This window comes from Rhizobium terricola, assembly GCF_012927355.1.
GTDB lineage: Bacteria > Pseudomonadota > Alphaproteobacteria > Rhizobiales > Rhizobiaceae > Allorhizobium > Allorhizobium terricola.
Map to the genome: position 1 here is coordinate 74,942 of NZ_JABBGK010000010.1, position 21,562 is coordinate 96,503.

Here is a 21,562-nt window from a genome sequence, read left to right on the forward strand (position 1 = left end):
TAAAATTCAGTGTGAGTTAGACATGCAGCCCATCAACCAGAATTCGCGACGGATCCGCCGATCGATCAATGCACATATCTTTGCGGGTATTGCGCTGGTGGCGCTGCTTGCCGGCGGCCTTCTGGGCTGGGCCGCGACGACCGACATTGCCGGTGCCGTCATCTCCCCGGGCTCGGTGATAGCCTCCAGCCACGTCAAGCAGGTGCAACACCCGACCGGCGGCGTGATCAAGGAAATCTTCGTGCGGAACGACAGCCTGGTCAAAACCGGCGACCTTCTGGTGCGGCTCGACGACACGGTCACCCGGGCCAATCTCGCGATCACCACCAAGGGGCTGGACCAGCTGCGCGGACGCAGGGCACGGCTTCAGGCCGAGCGCGACCACAGCCCCGAGATCATCTTCCCCGCAGAGCTGCTGGCCCATGCCGACGAGCCTCGCGTGCGCGACCAGATCGAGGCGGAACGCCGTCTGTTCGAATTTCGTAACACCGCACGCGAGGGGCAGCGCCGCCAGCTGCGCGAGCGCATCAGCCAGCTCGAGGAAGAGATCAAGGGGCTCGAGGCGCAGCGCGTCGCCAAGCACGACGAACGCGGGCTGCTCGGCAGGGAGGTGGAGCGCGAGCGCCAGCTTCTGGCGAGGCAGCTGGTCGAGGCTACCCGGCTGAATTCGCTGGAGCGCGACGCCACGCAGCTGGAAGGCCAGCTTGCCCAGCTGACCGCCTCGATTGCCGCCTCGCGGGGCAAGATCGCCGAGACCGAACTGCAGATCCTGCAGATCGACGATGATCTGGCGAGCGAGGTGGCCGACGAGATGCGCGACATCGACGCCAAGATCGGCGAACTCGAAGAGCGCAAGATCGCCGGCGAGGACCAGTTGAAGCATATCGACATCCGCTCGTCTCAGGACGGATATGTTCATGAACTGGCCGTCTACACGATTGGCGGGGTCGTCGCGCCGGGCGATGTCCTGATGCAGATCGTGCCGAGCGACGATCTGTTTTCGGTCGAGGCGCGCCTCAATCCCCAGGATATCGACCAGCTTCATCTGGGGCAGGAGGCTCGCCTCCGCTTCTCCGCCTTCAGCCAGCGGACGACCCCCGAAATCGGCGGTTACGTCGATCAGATCTCCCCGGACGTCTCGACCGATCGCCGTACCGGCGCGCCCTACTACAGCGCCCGCATTTCCATCCGCAACGAGGACCTGCCGCGCCTGGGAGACCAGCCGCTGGTTCCGGGCATGCCGGTGGAAATCTTCGTCCAGACCGGGGAACGCAGCGTCGCTTCATATTTTGTGAAGCCGTTCCACGACCTGATGATGCGTGCCTTCCGCGAGAGTTGAGTGGGCCGATCGCCCTGGCTCGCAAGAAAAGGGACGCGCGTTCAGGCAAGTTGGAATTGCGGATGCTTCTTCAAGTGCGTCGCGGTCCTCGCCGAGGACGGTGACGTTCGAGCGGTCGTCACGGGCTGGGGCTAAGGTTGTCGAGCCAGTCCTGCATCCAGTTGTCATTGCTGGCGCCCCGGGTGGCCTTGAGGCGCGTGCCTGCCCGGGTGTTGCGGATCGCCTCGCTGGGGGACATCCCAAAGCGCCGCTGGAATGCGCGGGAAAAGGCGACTTCGCTCGAAAAACCTGTTCCAAAGGCGAGTTTCGCCACGGCCCCTTTACCGGGGCTGACCGAGGCAAGTTTGAGGAAGGCGAGCTTCAGACGGCGCTCGCGGATGTATTCGGCGATCCCGCCGATCGGTTCGAACAGCCGGTAGAGTGCCGAGCGCGACAGGGCGAAATCGCGCATGATGCTTTCGGTGGAAAGTGAGGCGTCGGCCAGATTGCGCTCGATGAAGATCTGGATGGCCTGGAGACCGGTGTCGGTGAGGTGTGGGCGCTCCGTCGCGAGCGGCTTCGAAAATCCGCTCGAAACAACGGCGAAGGTCGCCTCGGCGGCCATCCGGATCTCCGGGTCGGCAAGTCGCGGCGCAATCCGGACGAGCGTCTTCAGATGCTCTCCCACGAGGACGCCGAGGCTGGACGCGCCGTCGACGCGCGCGCCGTGAAGACCATCGATCACAGGAGGGGCAAGTCGGACCGCGGAACGCGGCAGGATCAGGCTCACGGTGTCGAGGTCTGTCGACCGGGCGCTCATCGGGCGGCTGAGATCGAAACAGACGATGTCGCCGGCGGTCCCGACAGCATGGCCACCGTCCGCATCGTATCGGCACTCGCCTGCAAGATAGAGCTGGATCAGCAGATGATCGACGCCGGCGGCGGCGACGTGTTCTTCTGAGCGTTGGAAATGCTGGGCGCTCGCCGAAGATTCGGCGATGAGGAAACAGCCGAGATTGTAGCTGGCAAGATCGGCCCGAAAGTCCCTTGCATCGTCGTGCGGGCAGGTGACGGCGAAGAGGCTCGACACAGCGGCTTTCCACTGCTCGAAGTTTTCCCGGGGACCGAGGTGGGCCGAGCGGATCAATTGCCGTTCGATCACTTGCGTCGTCACGCCCTTTTCTCCGGATTCCGTCTCGGCAATTGCCCAGCGGAAGCCGGCAGACTTTCTCGCTCGGGAGCTTCCCGCAGGTGGTGGCAGGGCGGATTGATGCCACAGTTCCGCGGGCCGGCAAACGACCAAATCTGGAGTGATCTCGTCCGCGTCGAGGAGGCGCAAGCCGAAGATCCGGACTGATGTTATTGGCGGCTATTTGCAGACCCAGTTTGGGACGGGCGATCCCAATTGCGCCCTCAAGGGGTGTTGCCGGAGATCGTCGTGTCTCCCTCCGACGTCCACACACCGCTGTTGCCGCGGCCGACCAGGCGGTTTCCGCGAATGGTCACGCCGGATGCCATGTTGACGACAACATTTGCGGTCCCGCCGAGGACCGTCACCGTATTGCCTTCCGCCGTGCCATTGTCGCTATAGATACCGAAGTAGATGCCTGTCGCGGTGCCCATGTTGGTCGTGGTGACGACGTTGTCCCGGACCATCGCCGAGGTCGACCGCAAGACGGAAACGGCGCTTGCGCCTTCGCCTGCGGTGGTCACCGTGTTGCCCTCGACCAGATTGTCGCTGCCATAACGGATATAGATGCCGTGGCCACCGCGCATCTGGGTGGTGATCACGTTATCGCGAATGGACAGGTTGCTGCTTCTGTCGGTCATCAGGCCGAATGCAATCGTCAGGTAGGACCAGTTCGTGTCGTCGGTCGTGCGGGTGGCGATGGTGTTGCCGGAAAGGGTCGCGTTGTTGCTGTCGAGCAGATGGATGCCGCGTGACATGTAGTTGTTGGTCGTGATCGAATTGTCGGAGATCTCGATCCCGGCGCTGTTCGTCACGTGGATGCCGTTGGCCTGCGTGCCGTTGGTCGTGATGGTGTTGCCGCCGATCGACAGGCTGCCGCTGTTGTTGACCTTGACGGCATGGGCGGGGCGGGCCGAGGGATCGATGTCGTCGAGGCCATTGCCATTGCCATTGGTGGTGATGCGGTTGTTGCTGATCGTGCCGGCGGCATTGTCGGCCCGAATGCCGAGGCCGCTTGCGCCATTCTGGACGATCGCCGCATCACTGACGTCAAGTCCGGTGCTGTTCGTCAGATCGAGGGCGCTGCCCTGGTTTGCCGTGACCGAGCCGCCCTCAAGGGTGAAACCGGTCGTGCCGTCGGCCTTCACGCCATTGGCCGAGGAGATGATGTCGACCTTGTCGAGCGTCGCGCCGCTTGCCCCGACGACGGCGAAATCGTTGGCACCCGTGGCGGTGTTCTCCACGGAAATGCCGCTCAAGGTGCTACCGGTCGCCATCTCGACCAGCGCGTCGTCGGCGCCGGTGATGCGGCCAGAACTGCCCGCGGCGGTGAAATCCACCTCGACGCCGCTCGATGCACCCCTGAGCTTCAGGGTGGCGCCGCCGCCGATAAGGGTCTGGTTGGCGTTGAGCAGAATGCCGCCGGGGGCTGCGAGGTTGCCGGTCAGGAGCACGACGCCACCCGTGCCGGCTGCATCGAGCGCGGCCTGAAGGGCGGCGAGGTCCTGCGTCGCGCCGTCCACCTGGGCGAAAGTGCTCACGACGTCGCCGTTCCAGGTGTTGATCGCGTCCTCCGTGGAAGAGAGCGTCGTGTCGGTTGAATTTGTTGCATTGCCGGTATTGGAGACGATGTCGACGTCGCGCACGACGGCATCCATCATCCGTCGCTCCATGTGGGAAAGCTCCTGGTCCGGAGCAGAGGCGGGAGGCTGCAGCGGTACGCGCAGCCGCGCCTCGGCGATCCACTGATCGCCGCGGACATTGTCGGACTGATAGGTGACGCCGCCGGTCACCTTGACGCCGGGAATGCCGGCAAGGTCGTGGGCAGTGAGTTCCAGTCTTGCGCGGGGTCCGCCGACCGCTTCGACACCGGAGCCGTCGAAATAGTAGCCGCCGAAAAATGCCCGGAGATCGAAGCCGGAATCCGGCTCGAACACCGGCAGGCGGACACCGACCTCGGCATCGACACCCGCCATGGCCTTTTCGACCTCGTAGCTGGTGGTCGTCGTCTTCACCGCCTGATGCTGGATCGCCAGAGAGGTGCCGGTGATGACGGCCTGGCTGGTCCACGGGCCGGTGCTCGAGGAGGAGGCGCTGCCCATCCGCACCTCGCTCTCACCGACAGGAAGATAGGCATTGGCGCGAAGATCGAAGGTCTCGCTGAGCGCTTCGGCGCCCAGCGTCACCTGATGAAACGTATTGCCGTAGGATGAGCGGCGGATGTCATAGTAGCCATAGGCGCCGACATTCCAGCCGGACGAGAGCATCTGGCGCAGGCCGAGGCCGAAATTGCCCTCGCGGGCATTCTGGTCGTCGAACATGCCGCGCAGGTCGGTGAAGAGGAGTGTGTCGCTATCCTGGGAGAGCGGAACGAACAGGTTCGCCTCGCCGAGCGAACGGTTGGTGCTGACCTGGCCACCGCTCTCGAACCAGGGTCCCCACCTTGTATCGAAGATGGATTCCGCATGGGCATAACGGGCCGTGCAGGTCGCCAGAATCGAGACCGATGCCGCCAGGGCGACCGTCAACTTGCTGCGCATTCCCATCATTCTCTTCGGCTGGCAGCGTTGACGGCAGACGATTGTCGCCGACGCCTGCCCGGTCTTCGGGGTTGAAAGCCTTGAAGAAATAGTCGGCAAGAAGAGCCGTGACCAGCGTGCGACGATGCCATATCGTCCCCCGATAACGGCTTTTCGTCCCACTGCAATTTTCGTTTGTGCTTGTGGGCGCTGTTCGCCCGTCATTGCGCTCGTGATGGACAGGCTCGGTTGGCAACGAGCGCCAATGCCCCCCTCAAGTCAGGTGAAAGGTTCAGGCCGCCGAGCTTGACGGCGGCCCGAAATGGCGAGGATCGGCGCGTTACTCCGCGGCGACAGCCCGGGCGCGGCTGTTGAGCGCGATGAGATTGCGGGCCCGCTTCAGGCTTTCGGGCTGTTCGGCGCGGTAGCGGGCGCCAATTTCCATCATCAGCACGGTGCCGGGCAGAAATTCCAGCTCGCTGAAGATATCGTCCCAATCGATGTCGCCCCAGCCGAGCGGCATGTGCAGGTCGCCGATGCCCATCGCCGTGTTTTCCTGCAGATAATGACCCTTGTAGAAACCCTGCGGGCGACCGAAGGAATCGTGGACATGCAGATGTCCGGCGACTGGCGCCATGGCCCGGAGCTGGTCGCGGAAGTCGAGGCCGCGATAGGTCGATTCGATATAGGCGTGGCTGAAGTCGATCAGCGCGACGATGTTCGGATGGTTCAGGGCCTTCACGGTGGTCGCGACCTCGGCCGGTGTCTGGCGGTATTGGCCCGGCTCGGTGGTGAAGATGTTCTCGAGCGCGATCCGGACGCCATAGGGCTTGCAGAACTCGGCGAGTTCCAGCAGCGCTTCCCGCTCGCAAAGGTCGGCATCCTTCCGTTCGGCGATCTGGTTGGGACGCAGTGCGCCGCCGTGCTGGACGAGGATGCGGGCGCCGACGCGGTCACAGATCGCGGCAAGAGCCTTGGCGGCGTCGATCTGATAGCGGCAGGTGTCCGGATCCATGAAGTTCGAGGATACGAGGCCGTGCACCGTATAGCGGAAGTCGAACTGGCTGGTCAGCGCGACGAGCCGGTCGGCCCGTTCCTTGATGATGCGTCCGCCGGCGATCAGGTCGACACTCGTGATGCCGAGTTCGACCGTGTCGACGCCGATTTCGGCAAGGGCGCGAAGGTCCCCTTCAAGGCTTGCAAATTCGCCGTCGGTCGAGCCGACGCAGAAGCCGGTTCCGATGAGGTTGCTCATGGTGTTCTCCAGAAAGGTGTAAGGGAAACTATGCGTGTTCGGTGATTTCAGCGCGAAGGCGGAGCGCAAGATCGGGGCTGTCGGAGGTCAGGTGACCGATGCCGCGTTTCAGCCAGGGCCGGATCAGCGATTCCTCGTTGAGCGTCCAGACGCAGAGGCGCTCGAGCGGCAGCCGGGCGGTGATGAGGTCCCATTCGGCCTGCATCAGCTCGTGATGGATGGCGACGATGTCGACGAGGCCATCGACCTTGTCGAGGAAGGCGGCAAGTCCGCCCTGCCGGTCGGCCCAGTCCCTGTTGACCGACACGAGGCGGGCGACCTCAGGGGCCGCCTCGCGGCAGCCTTCGAGGATCGAGGTGTCGAAGGAGGTGAGGTGCGAGCGTTCGGTAACGCCGAAGCGGATGGTTTCGGCAACGACCTTCTCGACGATACCCGGATAGGGTTTCCCGGCCTCGTCGACCTTGATCTCGATGTGCAGATCCTTCCCCGAGGGGGCGAGAATGGCAAGCACGTCGGCAAGGGTCGGGATGGTGTCGTCGGAGCCTTTGAGCCTGGTTGCGGCACGGGCTTCGGGCGAAAGCGCGCGAACCGGGCCGGTGGCCTCGGTGGTGCGGTCGAGCGTTGCGTCGTGGATGACGACCAGTTCGCCCGCATCCGTCAGGTGGACGTCGAATTCGACGGCGTCGACGCCAAGCGCAAGCACGTTGCGGAAGCCAGTGAGGCCGTTCTCGGGCCAGAGATTGCGAGCGCCGCGATGGCCGGTGATTTTCGTCATGGGTTTGTCCTGTTCCGGGGAGTTTGGAAGCGTTCAGCGGACCGTCGGGTCGAGCTTGTCCCGCAGCCAGTCGCCGACGAGCGAGATGGAGAGCGTCGTCAGCATGATGACGATGGCGGGCGCGAGCATGATCCAGGGGGCGCGGGTGAGATATTCGCGGCCGAAGCCGACCATGTTGCCGAGGCTGGTTTCGGGCGGCTGGACGCCGAGACCGAGGAAGGAAAGGCCGCTTTCCATCAGGATGATTTCGGGAAAGGTCAGCGTCATCGAGACGATGAGGGTCGAGGCGACGTTCGGCAGGATGTGGCGCATATAGACCCGGAGCGGCGTGGCCCCGAGCTGGACCACGGCAGCGGCATAGCCCTGGGCGCTGGCCGAGATCGCGAGGCCGCGGGCGATGCGGGCATAGCGCTCCCAGCCGTAGAAGCCCATCAGGCAGACGAGCAGCGTCATGGACGAGCCGAAAAAGGCGAGCACGGCGAGCGACATGATGAGGAAGGGGAGAGCCGCCTGGAAGTCGGCGAGAACCAGCACCAGATGCTCGACGGCGCCGCGGAACTTCGCCGCGAGGAAACCGAGCGTGGTGCCAAAGACCGCGGAGATGATCGTCGCGCCGAAGGCGATGACGAGCGAGACGCGGATTGACTGGATGAGGCGCGAGAGCACGTCGCGACCGAGCTCGTCGGTGCCGAGCAGGTGGCCAGGGTGGCCGGGCAAAGCGAGGCGGCTTCTGAGGTCCATGGCAGTGATGCCGTAAGGGCGGATGGTGTCAGCGAATATGGCGACGAACACCATGGCCGCAAGCCAGAAGATGCCCAGGCCGACGGAGAGGGGCACATTGCGGCGGAGCATGCGGATGAGGCGCATGGTTCCCCGCGGGGCCGTTTGAGTGTGGGAGATCTCGACGGAGGTCATGGCGTGATCCTCTTCAATGGGCGGCCTGGCTGCGAAGCCGGGGGTCGAGCCAGCCGTAGAGCAGGTCGACGGCGAGGTTGGAGAGCACCATGGCGGCGGCGATGATCAGCAGGATGCACTGGACCACCGCGAGGTCGCGATTGGTGACCGAGACCACCAGCAGGCGGCCGATGCCGGGCCAGGAGAAGATCGATTCGACCACGACGGCGCCGGCAATCAGCGAGCCGACCATGAAGCCGACGATGGTGACGATCGGGACGGCCGCGTTGGGCAGGGCATGGCGCCACACGACGTCCGGCCATTTCAGCCCCTTGGCGGAGGCGGTGCGGATATAGGGCTGGCCCATCACCTCGATCATGGCGCTGCGCGAGAAGCGGGCGAGGATGCCGATGCCGCCGATGCTCATGGTCACCGTCGGCAGGATGCCGTGCATCCAGGTGTCCTGGCCGCCCGACGGCAACACGCCGAGGATGACAGAGAAGATCAGTACCAGCAGCAGGCCCATGACGAAGGACGGGATGGTGAAGCCGAAGATTGCCGCAAGAATGACGCCGCGATCGACGGCGCTCTGCCGATGCAGCGCGGCGTAGACCCCGGCGGGAATGCCGATCGAGAGCTTCAGGAGAAGAGCCGGGACGGTCAGCTGAAGCGTCGCCGGGACGCGTTCCAGGACGAGCTGCAGGGCGGATGCCCTGTCGCGCATCGAGACGCCGAAATCGCCTGTGAAGATCGACTTGATATAGGCGAGGTACTGGATCCACAGCGGCTGGTCGAGGCCCCATGCGGCGCGGAAGGCCTTCAGCGATTCCTCCGGCACGTCCGGACCGAGCATGACCTGGGCGGGGTCGCCGGACATGCGCAGGACGACGAAGGCGAAGGTGATCACCGCGAGGATGGTGATGGCCGCCCGGAGCAATCGCGTGAGAACGAAACGGATCATGCCTTGTCCTCCTTCAGGCGGCGATCGACGCGTCGGCGCCGTCGGTCAGGTGACAGGCGGCGGAGCGTCCGGCGCCGAGGTCGCGCAGAGCAGGAACCGCTCTGCGACAGATTTCGCCGGCGAGCGGACAGCGCGGGTGGAAGGCGCAGCCCGACGGGCGGCGGGCCGGGTTGGGCGGTTCGCCCTGCAGGATCATCCGGCCCGTCAGCGGCTTGCCGGGGACGGGCACGCTCGACACCAGAGCCCTGGTGTAGGGATGGCGCGGCGAATGGAAGATCACGTCGGAGGAAGCCTCCTCGACGATCCGGCCGAGATACATGACGGCGACGCGGTCGGCGATGTTGCGCACGACCTTGAGGTCGTGGCTGATGAAGACCATGGCGATGCCGTTCTTCTCCTGCAGGTCGCGCAGCATGTTGACGACCTGTGCCTGGATGGAGACGTCGAGCGCCGAGACCGGTTCGTCGCAGACAAGGAGTTTCGGGCGGGTGGCGAGCGACCGCGCGATGACGGCGCGCTGACGCTGGCCGCCGGAGAGTTCGTGCGGATAGCGGTCGGCCTGATCGCGGCGCAGGCCGACGGCGGCCATCAGTTCCTCGACGCGGGCGGGCCGATCGCTCTTCTCGAGCAGGCCGTGGATTTCGAGCGGTTCGCCGATCTGGGCGGCGATGGTGAGACGGCGGTCGAGGGCGGCCAGAGGATCCTGATAGACCAGCTGCATGCGGGCGCGGAGCGCGCGCCACCGCGCGCTGCCCATCTCAGGCATCGGCTGGCCTTCGAAGTTGACCTTTCCGCCTTGGGCGGGATCGATGCCGAGCAGCATGCGGCCAAGGGTCGACTTACCCGAACCGGATTCTCCCACGATGCCGAGCGTTTCGCCGGGCTGGACGGTGAGGGACACGCCATCGACGGCCCGGACGGGCGTGGGCTTGCCGAAGAGGCCGTGGCGGATCTGGTAGATGCGGACGAGCTCGTCGGCTTTGAGGAGCGGGGCGGACACTTAGACGCTTTCCAGGATCTTCGTCTCGGCGCGCGGGACGGCGTTGACGGGAACGGGGTTGAAGCAGGCGAGACGGCGGCCGTCGTTCAGGGTTTCCAGTGCGGGCCGCAGGGCATGGCAATCGTCTTCGGCGTGGGCGCAGCGCGGAGCAAAGGCGCAACCGGTCGGAAGGTTCCTGGGGTTCGGCACGGTGCCGGGAATGGGGATCAGCCTTTCGCGCGGGCCGTCGAGGCGCGGGATCGCGTCGAACAGGCCCCGCGTATAGGGATGGCGGGGTTCGGCAAAGAGGCGGCCGATGTCGCCCTGCTCGACGACGCGGCCGGCATACATGACGCAGACGCGCTCGCAGACCTGGCTGACGGCGCCGAGGTCATGGCTGATGAAGACAGTCGCCATGCCGGTCTCGGTGCGAAGCTTTATCAGCAGGTCGAGGATCTGTGCCTGGATCGTCGCGTCGAGCGCGGTCGTGGGTTCGTCGGCGATCAGGAGGTCGGGCTCGCCGGCAAGCGCCATGGCGATCATAAGCCGTTGACACTGGCCGCCGGAGAATTCGTGAGGATAGAGATCGAAGCGGCGGCGGGCATCGGGAATGCCGACAATGTCCATCAATCTCAGGGCTTCGGTCATTGCCGCTTGTCCGTGCAGTCCGCGATGAAGCGAAAGTGCTTCCGTGATCTGGCGGCCGATCCGCAGGACGGGATTGAGCGAGCTCGACGGGTCCTGGAAGATCATCGCGATCCGTCCGCCGCGCACCGCTTCCAAGGCCGATCTCGGGCCTCCGCAGAGTTCGCGGCCGTCGACGCGGACCGATCCGCTGACGGCCGCCTTGCCGGGCAGCAGCCCAAGTGCTGCGAGCCAGGTCACGGACTTGCCGCAGCCGGATTCGCCGACGAGGCCGAGCGCTTCGCCGGGCCGGACGTCCAGATCGATGCCGTGCAGGACCTGCACGCCGTCGAAGGCAACTTTCAGGTCACGGATTTCCACCAGATGGGTGCTCATGGCGATCACCTTCTTCAGGGCCAGCGCGGGGCCGGGGGCCGGATGCGGGCTGTCCGAGCGGCCGGCGCTCTTGTTGCAGAACGGAAGATCCGGCGGCGCGGGGCCGCCGGATCGCATCGGACCGATCACATGGTCCAGTTGTTGGAGCGGAAGTCCATTGCGAAGGCGGGAGCGGCCTTCCACTTCAGGGAGGACTTCATGCCGGTGAACACGGCGTTCTGGTGCAGGACCTGGTAGGCCGGGTCTTCGCGCTCGGCGATTTCCAGCATGCGGGCAAAGGCCTTCTTGCGCTCGGCGTGGTCGGTGGAGGTTTCCATGATGACGGACAGCTTGTTCAGCTCCTCGTTCGACCAGTCCTTCTTCTGCTGCATTTCGCCGTTCGGGCCGAACTGCGTGACCATCGGGGTGATCGGGTCGTTGATGGAGTTGCCGGCCGACCAGTCGCGCACGCCCTTGACGCCCTGCGGATCGTGGATCTGCGCCCAGTTTTCCTTCATCTCGATCTCGACGTTCAGGCCGACCTGCTTCCACATCTCGACCATGATCTGCGCATTGGCGGTCTGGTTGGTGTAGTAGTTGTTGAGCAGGCGGTAGGGGATCGCGTCGCCCTTGTAGTTGGCTTCCTTGAGAAGCTGGCGGGCGAGTTCCGGGTTGAACTCGGGTGCTGCCCAGCCGTCGATGAACATGTCGTTGTTCTTGTAGGAGTCGAACTGCAGGCCGGCGGGGATGACGGTCAGGCCGCCCCAGAGGGCTTCGACGATCGCCTGGCGGTCGATCGAGTGCGTCATGGCGCGGCGAACCAGCGGGTTGGCGAGGATTTCGTTCTCTGTGTTGAACACCGAGATACGGTGGTTCCAGATGGTCGAGCTCTGCACCTCGAAGCCGGATGCGGCCTGTACGGTTGCCACCTGGTCCGGCGGCAGGTCGCAGGCGAAGTCGTACTGGCCCGACAGCAGGCCGTTGACGCGCGAGGCGACTTCCGGGACCTCGACGAAGCGGATTTCCTCGAGCGGCGGGCGGCCACCCCAGTATTCGTCGAAGGCGACGAGGGTGAGCGAGACATCCGGCTTGTAGTCGCCGACCATGTAGGGGCCGGTGGTGATCGGCTTGCGGGCCCAGTCGGTGTAGCTTGCGGCCTCATCCCAGGCGCGGCGGTTGGCGATCTGGCTGCCGCCGGAATAGAGGCGGCCTTCCAGCGTCACGTCCGGCGTGGCGTTGTGGAAGCGGACGGTATATTTGTCGACGGCTTCGACGCCGGCGAGTGCCGGCCAGAGGCGGCGACCGATGCCGGGAACGGAGGCCGGCAATTCCTTGACGGTGGTCGGCTTGTGGTCGGCTTCAAAAACGGTCTTGCCGCCCTTCGGTTCGGTGTTGCCGAATACGCGTTCCTTGGAGAAGGAGAAGACGACGTCGTCGGCGGTCAGTTCGTCGCCGTTGTGGAACTTCACGCCCTGGCGGAGCTTGAGCTCGATCGTCTTGTCGTCGATGCGACGCCATTCGGTGGCAAGCCCCGGAACCGGACCCTGATTGCCCATCCAGTCACGCAGGATCAGGCCTTCCCAGAAGTTCGGATAGAAGATGCGTTCGCCGACATTGGACTGCTCGTTCCAGACGTCGAGGGTGTTGTTGTTGGTGATCTTCTGCACGGCGATCGTCACCGAAGGGCGCTTGCCTTGGGCGAAGGTCATGCGTGGCAGGATGAGGCTGCCGGTGGTTGCGCCCATAAGTCCGAGCGCGCTACGTCGTGTGATGGGAAGCATCGGGATACTCCTTTTCGCAAGGGGGGACGGCATGGAAAGCGGACGCGGGTTCTTTGCGCTTTCCGGGTGTCCGTTTGTTAATGGCGGCATGAATTTTTGGTGATATCGCCCGTCGCGGAGACCGCGGCAGGCAGCGATCAGGCGTCCACGGGCAGATCCGTGGCGTCACGCAGGCGGGCGTGGCGCGATGTCCCGGAGAGGGCCGTGTCGAGAGCTCTTGAAAGTCCATCCGCACCGATGGCGACGCTGACGGCGCCGGCCTCGGTCAGCACGGCGTGACGACCCACACGCGGATCTTCTGGGTCGACGAAGCCGATCGCCCGCATGCCGGCCGCGACGGCACCTTCGATGCCGTGGGGGCTGTCGTCGATGACCAGGCAGCGCGCCGGCTCGATGCCGAAGCGTTCTGCACACAGGAGGAAGAGGTCCGGCGCCGGCTTCGGCCTTGCGACCATCTCGGCGCTGAACACGTTCGGCGCAAACTCGTTCCAGAGATCGAACAGGCCGAGGCTCTTCTTCAGCCTTTCCTCAGTGCTGTTGGACGCGACGCATTTCTGTTGTGGCAGCGCGCCCACCAGCGCGGGGATGCCCGGCATCGGAGTGAGCGAACGGGCAAATTCCGGATAGAGACGGGCGGACGCGTCGATGAAGACGCTGTCGACGTCGGTCACCCCGAGTTCATCGATGCAGATGCGCCTCGCGTCCGTTTCCGAGTAGCCGGTGAAGCGCCGGTGGACCTCGGCATGCGAGATCTCGACGCCGGCTTTGCGCAAGGCCTGCCAGAAGACCCGGCTTGCCAGCGGTTCGCTGTCGATCAGCACGCCGTCGCAATCGAAGATGATGAGGTCTGCCGTCACTGTTTCAATGCCCGTGCTGTCCGGCGATGCCGGGGCGGAGACATGACAGTCGGAAAAACCGCCCCGTCGCCCGCTATGAGGTTGCTGATCGGCGGGCTTTCCGTGACATTGCCTGTGGACCCGCGATCGTCTATGCGGTGTCTCTAGGTTACATATGTTACGTCAGTGTGACATTTGTTCGGGGGGTGGTTTGGAAAATCAGGAACTGATGGTGCGGGCGTCCTGGCTCTACCATGTCGAAGGGCTGACGCAGGCGCAGATCGGTGAGCGCATGAACCTCACTCGCAGGCGTGTCAACGAGCTCCTGGCGGCGGCGCTGGAGGAGGGCGTCGTGCGCATCAGCTTCGCTTCTCCGCTTTCAGAAAATGTCGAGTTGGAAGCACGATTGTGCCAGCGTTTTGGCCTCCAAGATGCAGTCGTTGCTCCGACGCCGATGGATCCGGTGCATATGCACGCAGTGATCGGACGGGCCTCGGCATCCTATCTCGACCGTCTCCTCCAGGTGCGCAAGCCGCGCTCGCTGGGCGTCGGCTGGGGGGCGACCCTGCATGAGACGGTCAAGCAGATGACGGGCGCCAACGAGCCCGAGATGCGCGTGCGCTCTCTGATGGGCGGCCTGACGCGCGGTTCCGAAATCAACACGTTCGAGATCGTCCGGAGCTTCGCCCAGGCGCTCAATGCCAAATGCCACTATTTCGCCGCGCCGATCTATGCGGGCAGCGAGGAGGCGCATGCGGTCATCATGGCTCAGCCCGTCTTCCAGGAGTTCCTGCGCGACGGTTCGAATGTCGAGGTATCGTTTCTCAGTGCCGGCGATGTCACGGGCCGTTCGCTCCAGGTCCGCTATGGCCTGCCGCCGCAGGCAGATATCGGTGAACTCGTCGCGGCCGGGGCCGTGGGCGACCTTCTCGGGCGCTATCTCGATGCCGAGGGCAGGCCCGTCGACCATCCGCTCAATCGACAGGTCATCTCGCCGACGCTCGATGCCTATCGCGGCATTCCGAACCGCATCCTGGCGTCAGGGGGAGCGCACAAGCATGCGATCCTTCTGGCGATCCTACGGGCTGGGCTGGCCACCACGGTCGTCACCGATGCGGAAAGCGCACGGTTCCTGCTGGACGCCTGAACTGGTGATCCCGGCACCACTTCATCTGCCGCGAATGTCCTTCGCCGACGGCGATTATTCGAAGACGATGCGGGGGAAGTAGAAGCTCACCACCCAATTCGGCAGGTCGACGATCTCGCTGATCCTGAGATCGGCGCAGACCGAGCAGAGCATGTAGGCGTCGACCGGGTTCAGGCCATGTTCGGCGCACAGCAGATCGACCATGCGCGAGACGGCCTCGCGGGCGGCGGTCATCAGGTCGGGGCCGATGCCGGTCGTCACCTCGTAGCCGGCGCCGTCGAGATGGCGGGTGACCGGTCCGGACGTGGTGAAGCGGGGTGCGGCAAGGCGCGCATCCTTGACGAGTTCGACCTTCACTTCCACGTCCATGCGGCTCTCGATGGCCGTGCCGCAGACCTCGCCGTCGCCCTGGGCGGCGTGGGTGTCGCCGATCGACAAGAGCCCGCCCTCGACCTCGACAGGGAGATAGAGGGTGACACCGGCGGTCAGGTCGCGGATGTCCATGTTGCCGCCGACACGGCGCGGCGGCACGACCGAATGCAGGCCTGCCTCGGCCGGTGCGAGGCCGATGGTCCCGGTGAAGGGTTTCAGCGGCACGCGGCCTTTCGGTCCGAAGGCGGCCGGGGCCATCTGGTTCTTGTCATAGGTCCAGACATGGAGCGCCGGCTCTTTGAACTGGTCGGCCAGAAGACCGAAACCGGGAATGTTGGCAGTCCAGCCAAGGCCGGACGGATGGAAGGCGTTGAGCGTGATCTTCAGCGCATCGCCCGGCTCGGCGCCTTCCACGTAGACGGGGCCGGTCACGGGATTGATGCGGCCGAAATCGAGGCTGGCAAGCGTGTCCAGTGTCGCATCGGCACCGATCTGGCCGCCGGAGGAATCCAGGCATTCGAACAGGATAGTCTCGCCGGATCTGGCGACGATGGCCGGGTCAAAGGCCCGGTTCCAGCCGAAATGGCTCTGGGCGCGATGGATGGTGTGGGTGCAGGCGACGCACATGGCGATGTCCTTTGTCGGTCCGCGTTCTCTCGGGAACAGCCGGTTTCAGTCGAGCGGAAAATGACAGGCGACCCGCCGTTCGGCGGAAATGGAGACAAGCTCCGGCCTCTTCTCGCGGCAGAGATCCTGCGCATAGGGGCAGCGGGTGGAGAACTTGCAGCCCGAAGGCGGCGAGAGCGGGCTTGGAATTTCACCCGACAGCAGGATCCGCTCGCGCTTGCCGCGGTTGTGGGGCTGCGGAATGGCCGAGAGCAGGGCGCGGGTATAGGGATGGTGCGGCCGGGCGTAGAGTGCGTCCGTCTCGCCGGTCTCGACGATGGAGCCGAGATACATGACCGCCACGCGCGTCGATACATGGCGCACCACTGCCAGGTCGTGGGCGATGAAGACATAGGTGAGGTTCAGCCGGTCGCGCAGCTCGCCGAAGAGGTTGACCACCTGCGCCTGGACCGAGACGTCGAGGGCAGAGACGGGCTCGTCGGCGACGATCAGCTTCGGCTCGACGGCAAGCGCCCGGGCAATGCCGATGCGCTGGCGCTGGCCGCCGGAGAACTCGTGGGGATAGCGGTCGAGATATTCGCGGCGCAGGCCGACGAGTTCCATGAGCTCGTGCAGCCGCTCCCCGACGGCGGCACCCTCGCGGATGCGGTGAACCTCGAGGATTTCGGAAAGCATGTCGCGGACGCGTCGGCGCGGGTTGAGCGAGGCCGACGGGTCCTGGAAGATCATCTGCATCTTGCGGCGCACGGGCTTCAAGGCGACGCTGCCGGCCTTGCCGATCTCCTGGCCGTCGAAAGTGAGTTCACCGGAGGTGATGTCGTAGAGGCGGGTCAGGCAGCGGCCGAGGGTGGACTTGCCACTGCCGGATTCACCGACGAGCCCCAGCGTCTCTCCCGGGAAGACGTCGAGATCGATGGTATCGACCGCATGCAGCACGCGGCCGGAGCCGGGCAGGATGGTCTTGCCGACGACGAAGTTCTTGGTGAGCCCTCGGGCCTTGAGCAACGGGGTCGCTGCGGCGGTTTCGGCGCTCATGCGATTTCCTCCAGGGGAAGGGCGGTCTGGCGGAGTGCCGGCCGTTCGTCGTCGCCGATGACGCAGAGCGCCGTCTGGTCGCCGACCTTCTGCAGGGGCGGTCGCTCGGCGCAGGCCGAACGGGCGAAGGCGCAGCGCGGCGCGAAACCGCAGCCCGCGGGAATGGTCTCCGGAGACGGCGGCATTCCGGGGATCGAGCGAAGCTTGTCGAGCCGCGCGCCGGTGAGCGGTGGAATGGAGGCCATAAGCCCCCAGGTGTAGGGATGGAGCGGTGCCGCGAACACGTCCTCGGTGCGCCCCCGCTCAACGATGCGGCCGGCATACATGACCGCCACCTGCTCGGCGACTTCAGCGACCACGCCCATGTCGTGGGTGATGAGGATGATGGCGGAGCCGAAATCCTTGCGCAGCCTGAGCAGCAGGTCGAGCACCTGGGCCTGAACGGTCACGTCGAGCGCCGTCGTCGGCTCGTCGGCGACCAGAAGTGCGGGGTTGCAGGAGAGCGCCATGGCGATGACGGCGCGCTGGCGCATGCCGCCGGAGAGTTGGTGCGGATAGCGGTCGACCGCCTCGCCCGGATTGGAGAGTCCGACCTCGCCAAGCAGCTCGATGGCGCGGCGACGCGCGGCGCGCGCCGAGATTGCCTCATGGGCACGGATCTGCTCGGCGATCTGCCAACCGATGGTGTAGACCGGCGTCAAGGCCGTCATCGGATCCTGGGAGATGAGGCCGATCTCTCGCCCGCGGATCGCCCGCATCCGGCTCGCCGGCAGATCGAGGATGGGCCTGCCCTTGAAGGAGACGGCACCGTCGACGCGGGTGGTCTTGGCGTCGTGCAGGCCGAGCAGGGACAGCAGCGTCACGGACTTTCCGGAGCCGGATTCGCCGACGATCGAGAGGATCTCGCCCTCGCGGACGCGGAAGGAGACGTCGCGCACGGCGGGGACCATACCGCGGTCCGTGGCAAAGGATACCGACAGGCCGTCGACGTCGAGAAGGATGGGTTTGTCCGTGGGGCTCATGGCTCAGTTCCCCCTCACGCGCGGATCGATCAGCACATAGACCATGTCAACCACCGCGTTGGCGATCACGACGAAGAAGGAGGCATACATGACGGTGCCGAGGATCATCGGCAGGTCGAGGTTGAGGAGCGCCTGGTAGGTCAGTCGGCCGACGCCGTTCAGGCCGAAGACCACTTCCGTCAGGAGGGCGGCACCGCCGACGAGCACGCCGAAATCGAGGCCGAACATCGTCACGAACGGAATGAGCGAGGTACGAAGCGCATGGCGCAGCATGACACGCGCCGGCGACAGGCCCTTGGCCCGGGCGGTGCGGATGAAATCCTCCTGGTAGGCTTCCACCAGGTTCGCCCTCAAAACGCGGCCGTAAATGCCGATATAGAGGGCGGCCAGCGTGAACCACGGGATGACCAGCGTCTTGAACCAGCCAACCGGATCCTGCAGCAGCGGCTTGTAACCCAGCGCCGGTACCCAGGAAAACAGCCAGGTGTCGTGGAAACGGCTCTGGCTGATGAGGTTCATCACCTCGCCCAGCCAGTAGACCGGCATGGAAACGCCGATCAAAGCGAGTGCCATCAGGCCGCGATCCACCAGAGTGTCGCGCGTCAGCGCGGCGAGGACGCCGACGAGGATGCCGCCGGCGATCCACAGGACGGCGGCGCCGGCGACCAGCGACAGCGTCACGGGCGCGGCCGCGGCGACGGCCGGCACGATGCGGTAGCCGCGATTGACGAAGGAGGTGAGATCCTGCGTCACGAAAAGCCGGTTCATCATGATGGCGTATTGCACCGGTAGCGGCCGGTCGAAGCCGAACTCCTTGCGGATCGCCTCGACGGTTTCCTGGGAGGCGTTGCGGCCGGCGAGGCGGGCGGCCGGGTCGGACCCCGGCGTCGCGAAGAAGATCAGGAAGACCAGGGCGGAGATGCCGAACATCACGAAGAGCATCTGGCCGAGGCGCTGTAGGACGGAGAAAAACATCTAAAACCCTCCTCAGGCCAGCTTGGTGCGCGGATCGAGCGCGTCGCGCAGGCTGTCACCCAGCACGTTGAGCGAGAGCACGGTGAGCACGATGGCGATGCCGGGCGCCAAGGCCACCAGCGGCCGCGTGTAAAGCAGCGTCTGCCCGTCCTGGATGATCGTGCCCCAACTCGCATCGGGCGCCTGCACGCCGATCGACAGGAAGGAGAGCGAGGATTCGGTGATGATGTTGAGACCCATCATCAGCGGCACGAAGACGATCAGCATGGTCGCGACATTGGGCAGGATGTCGTGCAGCAGGATGCGCCAAGACGGGATGCCCAGTCCGCGGGCGGCGAGCACGAATTCGCTTTCCCTAAGCGCCAGCACCCGACCGCGCAGCGGGCGCGCGACATAGGGTACGTAGATGATGCCGATGATGAAGATCGGCAGGGCCAGGCTGTCGGCGCCGATCTCGATCGGCCCGATGACGATGCCGTTGGAGATCAGCACGATCGAGAGCGAGATGGCGAGGAGATAGACGGGGAAGGCCCAGAGAATATCGAGGATGCGCGACAGGACGTTGTCGACCCAGCCGCCGAAGAAGCCGGCGGAAATGCCGACGAGTGCCGCGAGACAGAGACAGATGGCGGTGGCGGCAGCGGCGATGAACAGCGAGTTGCGGCCGCCGTAGAGAAGGCGGGCGGCGACGTCGCGCCCCTGCGTGTCGGCGCCGAGCAGATATTGCGACCCCCAGGTCGGACCGATCGGGGTGACCCCGAGGCCGAGGCCTTCGGTGGAGGCCTGCATCACCTTCACGCGCTTGCCGTCGAGCATGATGCGGGCGCTCAAGTTGGAGCGGAAGGGATCGGTCCCGGCCACATAGCCGGCATAAAGCGGGGCGGCGAGGCTCGCCAGAACGATCAGCAGGAGGACGGCCGCAGCCACGAGCGTCGCGCGGTCGCGCTTCAGGATGTGCCAGGCGCGCCGCCAGGGCCCGGAAGACGGGCGCGCGGCGACGGGCGCCTCGGCGCGGATGGTCTCAGTAACGTCGGTCATCTGTTCCCCGGGAAGCCGAATTGGGTTTGTGGGCGGCAGGAAGACCCGCCGCCCACCGATTGCTCAGCCAGGTGTCACTGCACCCAGGACTGGGAGACGATCCAGCGGTTCTGCTTGTTGAACAGGTAGTTTCCGAGGCGGGCCGAGGTGAAGTTCACGCTCTTCGGGGTGAAGAGCGGGGCGAGCGGCGCCTGTTCCATGAAGCCCTTGTCGATTTCGGCCCACTTGGCGTTGGCCCCCTCGGGGTCGGTCAGCGCAAGGGTCATCGCTTCCTTCATCTTGGCGTCGAGATCCTTGTTGCAGTAGCCCGCCATGTTGATCGAGGCGTCGCTGCCGGGCGTGAACGAGGCGCAGGACAGCAGCACGTTGAGGAAGTTCGACGCTGCCGGATAGTCCATGTACCACTGCGAAACGCTGATCTGGACGTTGTTGTTGGTGTTCTGGATGTAGGTGAACTGGATGTTCGGCGAGACGGCCTTCATCGACGCGTCGTAACCGAGGTCGGTGAGCACGCTCTGGATATAGGTGCCGATGCCGCGCGAGGTGGCATTGTCCTCGGCGATCACGGTGACCTTCTGGCCCTTGGTGCCCGATTCCTCGATCAGCGCCTTGGCCTTGTCCATGTCGGGGCCGGCCCATTCCGGTCCGGGTTCGGCCGAATAGATGCAGTCATCGACATGGCCGGGGAAGTCAGGCGGCAGGATCTGGCAGGTCGGCTGGGCGAGCGCTTCGCCGCCGAACAGGCCGACGAGCGCATCGCGATCGAGTGCGTAGTTTACGGCCTGGCGCACCTTGACGTTGTCGAAGGGGGCGAGATTGGTGTTCATCGGCGCGTACCAGAAGGCAGCCAACGGATCGAGATGGACCTGGCTTGCGTATTTCGCGCCGATTTCCGGCAGGCGGTCCGCCGGCGGCGTGTCGTACATCCAGTCGATCTGACCGTTGATGATCGCGTTGATCGTCGCTTCTTCCGTCAGGCCGAACTTGTAGACGATCTCGTCGGCAAAGCCGTCCGGCTGGGCGTCCGCGCTCCATTCCTTAAAGTGGGGATTGCGCTTCATGACCAGCTGTTCCGTCGGGTTGTAGCTGTCAAAATAGTAGGCACCGGTGCCGGGGATCGGCGTGGTGCCGGCGTCGGCGGCCGGCGCGTCGGCGGGCAGGATCGAGGCGTGCGGCACGGCGAGTTTGGAGAAGATCTCCGAATCCGGCGCGACGAGGTTGATGGTCACGGTGCCGGCCGCATCGTCTCCGACGACACCGCCTTCGAGCGTGCAGGTCGCACCGTCTGCGATGCACTTGTCCGCGCCGACGATGCCGCTGTAGAAGCTGCCCATGGTCGGGCCCTTGACCTTGAAGATGCGCTGGAACGAGGCGACGACGTCGGACGGCATCAGGTCCTTGCCGTTGGAGAACTTGATACCCTTGCGGATCTTGAAGAGATAGGTCTTGCCGTCATTGGTCGGCTCCGGGATCGCCTCGGCGATCGAGGGCACGATCTCGAAACCCTCGGTGCCGCCGGCCTGCTTGAACTTGACGAGGCCGTCATAGGTCATCTGGTAGAGCTGCCAGAACTGGGCCGTGTAGTTGATCATCGGGTCGATCGTGCCCGCGGCCGAAACGGCGGCGAGCGTCATCGTGCCACCCCGGTGCTTGGCCATGAGCTCGGCCCGGTCCTCGGCGAACACGGCGCCTGACAGCGCCGTCTGCGCGAGCAGTGCGCCGGCGGCAAGGATACCGGCGCGGCGGACGAAGGGTTTCAGGTATATCGTCATGATGCAGTTCCCTCTGGTTTTTGGTGTGGTTATCGATCGCGCCCTTTGCCGGGCGGCTTGTTGTTTTC

The 21,562-nt window shown here is 65.0% G+C and carries 18 protein-coding genes; 2 read left to right on the forward strand and 16 right to left on the reverse strand.

Annotated features, from left to right (window positions below; translation table 11 throughout):
* The first annotated feature begins 22 nt into the window (after positions 1-22).
* On the forward strand, positions 23-1,339 hold the full coding sequence (locus tag HHL25_RS22800) for an HlyD family type I secretion periplasmic adaptor subunit (protein ID WP_169595539.1): 1,317 nt from the start codon (positions 23-25) through the stop codon (positions 1,337-1,339).
* Positions 1,340-1,457: 118 nt separating this feature from the next.
* On the opposite strand, the gene HHL25_RS22805 is transcribed toward HHL25_RS22800, so the two are convergent.
* From HHL25_RS22805 to HHL25_RS22850, 10 genes are all read right to left on the reverse strand, one after another.
* Positions 1,458-2,492: an AraC-like ligand-binding domain-containing protein gene (locus HHL25_RS22805; RefSeq protein WP_169595540.1), complete on the reverse strand. Its 1,035-nt coding sequence runs from the start codon at positions 2,490-2,492 to the stop codon at positions 1,458-1,460.
* A gap of 239 nt (positions 2,493-2,731) precedes the next feature.
* Positions 2,732-5,047 (reverse strand): right-handed parallel beta-helix repeat-containing protein, encoded by a 2,316-nt coding sequence (locus tag HHL25_RS22810; RefSeq protein WP_169595541.1) that lies wholly within the window; start codon positions 5,045-5,047, stop codon positions 2,732-2,734.
* A 319-nt stretch (positions 5,048-5,366) separates the two neighbouring features.
* Positions 5,367-6,281, reverse strand: a complete 915-nt coding sequence (locus HHL25_RS22815) for a TIM barrel protein (protein ID WP_169595542.1) — start codon at positions 6,279-6,281, stop codon at positions 5,367-5,369.
* Between the two features lie 28 nt (positions 6,282-6,309).
* Positions 6,310-7,056 carry a glycerophosphodiester phosphodiesterase family protein gene (locus tag HHL25_RS22820; RefSeq protein WP_169595543.1) on the reverse strand — a complete coding sequence of 249 codons (747 nt, stop codon included), beginning with the start codon at positions 7,054-7,056 and terminating at the stop codon, positions 6,310-6,312.
* Between the two features lie 33 nt (positions 7,057-7,089).
* Positions 7,090-7,923 (reverse strand): ABC transporter permease, encoded by an 834-nt coding sequence (locus HHL25_RS22825; RefSeq protein WP_246701958.1) that lies wholly within the window; start codon positions 7,921-7,923, stop codon positions 7,090-7,092.
* A gap of 61 nt (positions 7,924-7,984) precedes the next feature.
* Positions 7,985-8,911: an ABC transporter permease gene (locus HHL25_RS22830; protein WP_169595545.1), complete on the reverse strand. Its 927-nt coding sequence runs from the start codon at positions 8,909-8,911 to the stop codon at positions 7,985-7,987.
* Between the two features lie 13 nt (positions 8,912-8,924).
* Complete coding sequence (locus HHL25_RS22835) at positions 8,925-9,911, reverse strand: ABC transporter ATP-binding protein (protein ID WP_169595546.1); 987 nt, start codon at positions 9,909-9,911, stop codon at positions 8,925-8,927.
* The gene (locus HHL25_RS22840; RefSeq protein ID WP_169595571.1) at positions 9,912-10,910 is read right to left on the reverse strand and encodes an ABC transporter ATP-binding protein; all 999 of its coding nucleotides are present in this window, start codon (positions 10,908-10,910) and stop codon (positions 9,912-9,914) included. It lies immediately after the preceding gene.
* Between the two features lie 125 nt (positions 10,911-11,035).
* Positions 11,036-12,670 (reverse strand): ABC transporter substrate-binding protein, encoded by a 1,635-nt coding sequence (locus HHL25_RS22845; protein WP_169595547.1) that lies wholly within the window; start codon positions 12,668-12,670, stop codon positions 11,036-11,038.
* Between the two features lie 137 nt (positions 12,671-12,807).
* Positions 12,808-13,527 (reverse strand): HAD family hydrolase, encoded by a 720-nt coding sequence (locus HHL25_RS22850; RefSeq protein ID WP_169595548.1) that lies wholly within the window; start codon positions 13,525-13,527, stop codon positions 12,808-12,810.
* Between the two features lie 190 nt (positions 13,528-13,717).
* On the opposite strand from HHL25_RS22850, the gene HHL25_RS22855 reads away from it, so the two are divergent.
* Entirely contained in the window at positions 13,718-14,653 is a 936-nt protein-coding gene (locus HHL25_RS22855; protein WP_169595549.1) for a sugar-binding transcriptional regulator, read from the forward strand.
* Between the two features lie 54 nt (positions 14,654-14,707).
* On the opposite strand, the gene HHL25_RS22860 is transcribed toward HHL25_RS22855, so the two are convergent.
* The 6 genes from HHL25_RS22860 to HHL25_RS22885 form a co-directional block, all read right to left on the reverse strand.
* The gene (locus tag HHL25_RS22860) at positions 14,708-15,652 is read right to left on the reverse strand and encodes an acetamidase/formamidase family protein (protein WP_169595550.1); all 945 of its coding nucleotides are present in this window, start codon (positions 15,650-15,652) and stop codon (positions 14,708-14,710) included.
* A gap of 45 nt (positions 15,653-15,697) precedes the next feature.
* The gene (locus tag HHL25_RS22865; RefSeq protein ID WP_169595551.1) at positions 15,698-16,687 is read right to left on the reverse strand and encodes an ABC transporter ATP-binding protein; all 990 of its coding nucleotides are present in this window, start codon (positions 16,685-16,687) and stop codon (positions 15,698-15,700) included.
* The gene (locus tag HHL25_RS22870) at positions 16,684-17,709 is read right to left on the reverse strand and encodes an ABC transporter ATP-binding protein (protein WP_169595552.1); all 1,026 of its coding nucleotides are present in this window, start codon (positions 17,707-17,709) and stop codon (positions 16,684-16,686) included. The genes HHL25_RS22865 and HHL25_RS22870 overlap by 4 nt, the downstream gene beginning before the upstream one ends.
* A gap of 3 nt (positions 17,710-17,712) precedes the next feature.
* Entirely contained in the window at positions 17,713-18,684 is a 972-nt protein-coding gene (locus tag HHL25_RS22875) for an ABC transporter permease (protein WP_169595553.1), read from the reverse strand.
* A gap of 12 nt (positions 18,685-18,696) precedes the next feature.
* Positions 18,697-19,722 (reverse strand): ABC transporter permease, encoded by a 1,026-nt coding sequence (locus HHL25_RS22880; protein ID WP_169595554.1) that lies wholly within the window; start codon positions 19,720-19,722, stop codon positions 18,697-18,699.
* 74 nt (positions 19,723-19,796) lie between these two features.
* Positions 19,797-21,494 carry an ABC transporter substrate-binding protein gene (locus HHL25_RS22885; RefSeq protein WP_169595555.1) on the reverse strand — a complete coding sequence of 566 codons (1,698 nt, stop codon included), beginning with the start codon at positions 21,492-21,494 and terminating at the stop codon, positions 19,797-19,799.
* Between the last annotated feature and the right edge of the window lie 68 nt (positions 21,495-21,562).